At 36.9% G+C, this 6,336-nt stretch carries 8 protein-coding genes and 1 pseudogene; 3 read left to right on the top strand and 6 right to left on the bottom strand.

What is annotated here, in order from left to right:
- Positions 1-311 precede the first annotated feature (311 nt).
- Together AC3WSK_RS26270 and AC3WSK_RS26265 are read right to left on the bottom strand one after the other, a co-directional pair.
- Positions 312-1,499: an MFS transporter gene (locus tag AC3WSK_RS26270; RefSeq protein ID WP_492414978.1), complete on the bottom strand. Its 1,188-nt coding sequence runs from the start codon at positions 1,497-1,499 to the stop codon at positions 312-314.
- Positions 1,500-1,504: 5 nt separating this feature from the next.
- Positions 1,505-1,903 (bottom strand): MarR family winged helix-turn-helix transcriptional regulator, encoded by a 399-nt coding sequence (locus AC3WSK_RS26265; protein WP_492414977.1) that lies wholly within the window; start codon positions 1,901-1,903, stop codon positions 1,505-1,507.
- 240 nt (positions 1,904-2,143) lie between these two features.
- On the opposite strand from AC3WSK_RS26265, the gene AC3WSK_RS26260 reads away from it, so the two are divergent.
- The gene (locus AC3WSK_RS26260) at positions 2,144-2,698 is read left to right on the top strand and encodes a DJ-1/PfpI family protein (RefSeq protein WP_079560061.1); all 555 of its coding nucleotides are present in this window, start codon (positions 2,144-2,146) and stop codon (positions 2,696-2,698) included.
- Between the two features lie 37 nt (positions 2,699-2,735).
- On the opposite strand, the gene AC3WSK_RS26255 is transcribed toward AC3WSK_RS26260, so the two are convergent.
- The 4 genes from AC3WSK_RS26255 to coaW form a co-directional block, all read right to left on the bottom strand.
- A complete protein-coding gene (locus AC3WSK_RS26255) occupies positions 2,736-3,065 on the bottom strand; it encodes a DUF3889 domain-containing protein (protein ID WP_240518189.1) in 330 nt (109 codons plus the stop codon).
- A 101-nt stretch (positions 3,066-3,166) separates the two neighbouring features.
- Positions 3,167-3,310 carry a hypothetical protein gene (locus tag AC3WSK_RS26250; RefSeq protein ID WP_170938888.1) on the bottom strand — a complete coding sequence of 48 codons (144 nt, stop codon included), beginning with the start codon at positions 3,308-3,310 and terminating at the stop codon, positions 3,167-3,169.
- Between the two features lie 14 nt (positions 3,311-3,324).
- Positions 3,325-3,561 (bottom strand): hypothetical protein, encoded by a 237-nt coding sequence (locus AC3WSK_RS26245; RefSeq protein ID WP_386827991.1) that lies wholly within the window; start codon positions 3,559-3,561, stop codon positions 3,325-3,327.
- Positions 3,562-3,682: 121 nt separating this feature from the next.
- Entirely contained in the window at positions 3,683-4,519 is an 837-nt protein-coding gene (gene coaW / locus AC3WSK_RS26240) for a type II pantothenate kinase (protein ID WP_079560060.1), read from the bottom strand.
- Positions 4,520-5,219: 700 nt separating this feature from the next.
- Between coaW and AC3WSK_RS26235 the strand changes: the two genes are divergently transcribed.
- Complete coding sequence (locus tag AC3WSK_RS26235) at positions 5,220-6,041, top strand: squalene/phytoene synthase family protein (protein WP_240518188.1); 822 nt, start codon at positions 5,220-5,222, stop codon at positions 6,039-6,041.
- Between the two features lie 156 nt (positions 6,042-6,197).
- Positions 6,198-6,336: pseudogene (locus AC3WSK_RS26230) on the top strand (IS3-like element ISBsp3 family transposase); the annotation flags it as partial.

The raw sequence follows: 6,336 nt of genomic DNA, 5'->3' as shown, positions 1-6,336 counted from the left end.
CCCAATTTATCAAAATAATATCAGAGAGTTAAGAAAGTTATTATAGATACTTGACTAATCGTAAGAAAGAGCTGCCTTTGCAACTCAATGATCTTCAAGCAAAGCACGAATAAGACATAATGTACAATTACATGTACTAATCTTACAGAGTACCAACTGTTTTATTTTGCACTTAGACATGCGCTACTTTATTCGATTTTATTTTTTGATCAATTATGCCTCGGTATAATTGCGTCCGGAGGCTTTAGGCCAACAAGATGTTGGTCACTCAGTCGTTGCCACAGGACGTGGCGTTCTTAGACTGAGTTCCTCTATTCAGCGGATGTTTGCCCGCTGAAAGAAGTTAAACGCGCTAAGTAAATGATAAAGACAACGACTAGTATGCCTGCTCCGATTAGATAAACAGAGCTATAGCCAGCTTGCACGGCCACCATACCTAAAATATAAGAGCCAAGTGCAATGCCCATGTCAAACATCGTAAAGTACGTTGCGGTTGCATAACCACTACGCGTATGTGATGCGGACTGTACAGCTACTGCTTGTAAGCTTGTATTCACCGCTCCGTAGCCAATTCCAACAAAGATAGCTGCACATAAAAACAATGCCGGTCCTGAGACAAATGCAAGCATAACAAGTCCGATTGCAAAAAATATAATACCCGGCAGAATAACAAATTGCGGCCCTTTTGTATCATAAAGCTTACCTGTATATGGCCTTGTTATAAGCATTGCCGCTGCAAAAACCACATAAAAAAGACTCGCTACATCCATTAAATCTTTTTGCTGTGCGTATACTGATAAAAACGATAAAACACTCGCATATGAAAAAGCTACTAAACTAGCAATAGCCGCTACTGGAAGTGCACGACGTTCAAATAAATCATCAAATTTAAATGTCAACTTACCTTGATGATCAGGCTTAGGTAAATCATCCGTTTTCATCGTTACAGCTAGGATGCCCCCTACTAATATGCAAATACTCATAACAATAAATAGTACATTAAAGCTGCTATATTGAATAAGCAGTAAACCGATAAATGGCCCTAAAACTACTGCTAGGTTAGTAGACATTGTAAAATAGCCTAGACCTGTACCTTTCCGATTGGCTGGCACAATATCCGCTGCTAATGAGCCGGCTGCCGTTGTAATAATACTAAAGAAGATCCCTTGAATAAAACGTAATCCTAGTAAAAGTCCAAAAGGATGTATAAATAAATATAAAACTGTACATAAAAAATAGCCGATAATTGAAATGACTAAAAGCTTTTTCTTCCCAAATACATCTAATAGCTTACCTGAAAAGGGACGAACGATTATAGCCGATAATAAAAATCCTGACAGTAACAATCCCGCTTCCTTGTCAGTCTGATGCAACTCACCAATCGCATAAAGCGGCAAAGTCGTTACTAACCCATAGAAAACAAAAAATACCGAGATATTTGTGAAAAAGAGACTAATAAATCGCTTCGTCCATATTTTTGTATTTCCCTCTTGCTGCATATCAATCAACCTTTCATTTTTTCCAATAAAATCATAAATTGCTGCTGTTCCTCGACCGTCAATGCCCCTATCATTTCTTCCTCAAAAGCTAAAATGGTTTTAGTAATAACAGGCAAATGTTTCTCTGCATATGGTGATAAGGTAACAATTTTTTCCCGTTTATCTTCACCATCTATTCTTAGCACCCAGCCTAAAGTCTCGAGTCGCGTTATTGCTCTTGTTATACTCGGCGCTTCAACGTTCAAATACTTCCATATTTGTGTTAATGTCATTGGTCCGTGATTATGTAAGCAATATAAAATAGTCCATTGTGAGCTATACAAATTATGCTGTTTCAGTACTTCATTTAAACAATTCATTATATAACGACTCTTTTGGAATAACGCATGAAATAATGGATTCATGATTGTGACCTCCTGTATTTATTTACCTAGCTAAACAAATACTATACGCCTCATTTTTTTCGTTGTAAAGCAAGCTGTTTATGTAGTGCATTTAGTGGCAATGATCCAGAGTTTACTGGATGTATCGGTTATTCTAATCAGCGATTTCACTACTTCTTCTAGCTTTTCTATCATATTAGAAGGGAATTTTTTGAAAGTGTCGAATTTAGCTACTAGATTACAATAAAAGGAGATGGAAGCATGGGGAAAAAGGTATTAATACTCGCAGGAGACGCAGTTGAAGCTTTAGAAATTTTTTATCCTTATTATCGTTGTCTTGAGGCTGGCTATGATGTAACGATTGCAGCACCATCCGCAAAGAAATTACAAACTGTATCGCACGATTTTGTCGATGGAGTTGATACTTACATCGAGCGTACAGCATATGGCTTAGAAGCGCACTCATCCTTTGCGGAAGTAAACCCAACACAATTTGACGGGCTCATCATTCCTGGTGGACGAGCGCCGGAATACATTCGTTTAAATGAGCATGTGCCAGCACTAGTAAGCCATTTCTTTGAAGCAAATAAACCAATCGCTGCTGTATGTCACGCAGCACAAATTTTCGCGACCATTCCAAAAGTTCTGCAAGGTCGTGAGCTAACAGCTTATATTGCCTGCAAGCCAGAAGTTCAAGTAGCTGGAGGAACGTACATCGATGCTAATCTTCATACAGACGGCAATTTGATTAGTGGTCATGCATGGCCAGATTTACCTGGATTAATGCGAGAATTTATTCATAAGCTAGAAAACTAGTAGAAGAAGGATGCCTGAAGTTAGGCATCCTCTTATTTTATGAAGTGATTTCTCGGAGTTCAATCTTTACCAATTTATTTGTATTGGTTACATATTTGATACGAACTTGTATACCGAATTCCTTATCACTTAGTTTTATCCAAAGCTTAAATTTCTCAATCGTGGTGTCTCCTTTAACCTCGCTTCCCTCATGCAAATAATCGATAATTTTAGCTTGAGGGTATTTTGCCTGCGTTTCTTTTATCGCTACTTTTCCCCATTGAGCATGGGCTGGTATTTCTTGTTGAGCATAGACATTTGTTGGGAAGTGGGTCGATACGGCAAACAATACAAGAGAAAATCCTAACATTACAAAAAATTTTCGCAAGTGAATCAACCTCTCCTATTTTTTTGGCATAAAGTCGCCAAAACAGCATAAAATAAGTGCTCCCTAAGTATTTTGTCAATCTACTTAAGGAGCAGTTTTTATTATCTTTTGCTGGATTGTTTTGGTTGTTGAGGATTGTTATGAATTACTTGATTAAATTCTGCTGAATATTCTTCACGATCATTTCTTTTATGTGTATCTTCTTTCTTTTTCTTTTTGAAGCTCGTTTTACCCTTCTTTGCCATTTTTTAAGCCTCCACTATTTGTTTTTGTTGGACTGTTGATTTTTCTTATGGTTCGTTTTATTATCTTTATTTTTGGCTTTCGCATCGAATTCTGCAGAGAATTCTTCATTTAGATTGTCATTCGGGTTATTGTTATTACTATTTGACTGATCGAGGTCTATTTTTTTGTAGGTATCAAAAGGATTATGCGTTCTAATGTTCATTGTTTTATTGTTATTTTTGTTGTTTTTATTCGTGTTTCTATTGCCCACGGATGTTCACCTCCTAATTGTAATGTGCTCAGGATAGAACGATTTATGCTTTGGGGATTACTGCAGACATTGCCAAAAAAAAATGTACATCACCAATATTAATTAGTAATGTACATTGTATTTAGACAATCGTATATTCAGTTATATTTAATAATGCACCAACTGCACCAGAAAAACCGTGGTCATTTATAAAAATTGGTGTATGTTTTTTCGTTCGTGTGTAATTGGCAATAACACGTGCAAGATGATCATTATTACTTAAAGTTGAACCGATATAAACGATATGCTGAGCATTTTTCTCTTCAGCATATTGAATACTAAGTGTAGTAATAACTTCACCAACAAGCCCTTGTACAGTTGCGATAATATCTTCTATTGGATGTTTGACTGACTCCGTAATACCAACTTTCCCAAAATTACTAGCTGTCAAATGCCCATCAATAGGTGTGTCCATCCCTTGATAAATATCCTTTACAAGTAAATCTATACTTTCACGATTTCCCATAGAGGCCAGATTTCTTATTTCATTATAATCCGTGATTCCAGTTGTAAGCGCTGACAATCCAATCAATGTTCCACCACCAACGCCTGTCCCACCAACACGGACATGTGTATTATCTTCCATATAATGAATTGAAGTACCAGTACCAATATTCGTAATCATACTTCGATCGAAGAAGTAGCCCTCTTTATGCAACAAAAATCGAACGCCCTTTAAAGTGGCTTCAAACTCTACTATATAATGAATCGATTTCATTGTTTTAATGACATCAAGTAATTGTTCCGTACGCCCTCCCGTAACTCCAATATCCTCAATATCTGGATGATTAATAATCCAATTCTTCACAGCGAGCAAATCATTTGACGGAAAAGTTGTTAAAACAAGCTCGTTATGCTCATCTAAATAAGCAACTTTTGTCAATGTTCCGCCTGCATCAATACCTATAGCCTTTGGCATACCATTCTCCTTTGACTTTACGTACAATCTCTATTTCAGATGGTGAGATATATACTAGATTTTGCTTTTATTCAAGAGACGTTTAGAAGCCAGTTGAATAATGTTCATGTCTCCACAAATGTCACGGATTTTGCAAGGAGTTATTGTGCCAAAATCCGATGTATTGTATTTAAGTACCGAAAGCAAACGGCAGCAACAAATGTTTTCTGCGCGAAAGCGAAGCGGCAGCCGCAATTTCTTGAAAGATGTAGCTGCATATTTGTCCTTCCTAAACTTTAACGCTGTTGAAATAATTGTGCAATAACTTAGCAAACTTTCATGAAAAAAACACGAAAAACATCAAATTTCTTCTATTATTCACGCGATTTTCGTCGCATTTTTATAACTTTAACATTATTCTATTAAAAAAACAAAAGAAGCGAAAACACGCTGATACATTTTCACTTCTAAAGGAATTCTTGTAATTAACGAGCGGATATCCTCATCATTCACTAGGTAATTTTTGTTGCTAACCTAAACAATTTCTCCAATGCTACGGCCATCTTTGACGTACAACCTTTACTATTCGCAACTTCGTTATCCATCCTTTCTATCCCATTTGAAAATAGTTAGTTATAAATTGAACAATCTGTTTTATCTTTCTTCACTTTTACGATACGATATACTATAGATGCGTTACCATTTGAACGGAGGAATACAAGTGAAAGAGCAAAAGAAACTTTACAAAGAAGCGATGCAAGTTTTAAAGGAAACTAGTCGCACTTTTTATATACCAATTACTTTTTTAAAGAATGATTTAAAATTGTCAGTGGCAGCCGCATATTTAGCAATGCGCGCTATAGATGAGATTGAGGATCATGAAGAACTTTCAAATGATGTAAAATTTGATTTACTAACTGCAACGAGTGAATTATTAAAAGATACATTTAATGCCGAAGCATATGAAGCATTATTAGCGCCATATGCAGATCAGCTACCTGAAGTATCTCTTCGTTTAGCAGATTGGCTAATTTTTTGTCCTGAAGGCTCACGAAAAATTGTTCTAGATTCAACGAGTGAAATGGCATTCGGGATGGCAAAATGGGCAAAGGCAAACTGGCAGGTGCATACGCGAGAGGATTTAGATGATTATACATACTACGTAGCAGGGCTTGTTGGAACAATGCTGTCTGAGCTTTGGGCGTGGGGTGCAGACATTCAAACAGATCGCGATTTAGCAATTGGCTATGGTCGAGGTCTCCAAGCAGTCAATATTTTACGCAATCAGCACGAAGATCTGGATGAGCGCGGCGTAAGTTTCGTTCCCGACGGATGGACACGCGATGATTTATTTGCATACGCGGAGGAAAATCTTGCGAAAGCGGATCTTTATATGAAAGATATTAATAAACGAACGGTATTATTATTCTGTCGATTACCGCTTGCCTTAGCTCATAAAACATTGAAGGCGATGCAAGATGGGCGTGAAAAAATGACACGAGCAGAAGTAGAACAAACGGTCGAAGAGGTACAAGCTGACTAAAACCTTCTCCTTTAAAAAGAGCCCTAGTACGAAAAAATGAACTGAACCCCGAATAGTGGACACTTTAAAAAGTGACCCTATTCGGGGTTTTTTGTTCATTTCACAAAAAAATCTCGTTATACTAAATATACGAAATTAAGAACGGGAGAAATTAGCATGAGTAAAATCATTTTTAACGAACATCAGATACGACAAATAGAAGCGAATCGATTTGTAGTATCTGTATCAGATCGTTCTATTCAATATACAGCGGAATATAAAATCTTTGCGGTCAAAGAAAATCTAGCTGGTAAGG

This window comes from Lysinibacillus sp. EB271-A1-10B (assembly GCF_058791335.1).
Note: the sequence above shows the minus strand (reverse complement) of the source record. Positions and strands in the feature narration are given on the sequence as shown.

Bases quoted from the DNA above. Each gene is read 5' to 3' on its own strand.
- AC3WSK_RS26265 (WP_492414977.1), bottom strand. From the start codon at position 1,903: ATGAATCCATTATTTCATGCGTTATTCCAAAAGAGTCGTTATATAATG.
- AC3WSK_RS26250 (WP_170938888.1), bottom strand. From the start codon at position 3,310: ATGGCAAAGAAGGGTAAAACGAGCTTCAAAAAGAAAAAGAAAGAAGAT.
- AC3WSK_RS26270 (WP_492414978.1), bottom strand. From the start codon at position 1,499: ATGCAGCAAGAGGGAAATACAAAAATATGGACGAAGCGATTTATTAGT.
- AC3WSK_RS26260 (WP_079560061.1), top strand. From the start codon at position 2,144: ATGGGGAAAAAGGTATTAATACTCGCAGGAGACGCAGTTGAAGCTTTA.
- coaW (WP_079560060.1), bottom strand. From the start codon at position 4,519: ATGCCAAAGGCTATAGGTATTGATGCAGGCGGAACATTGACAAAAGTT.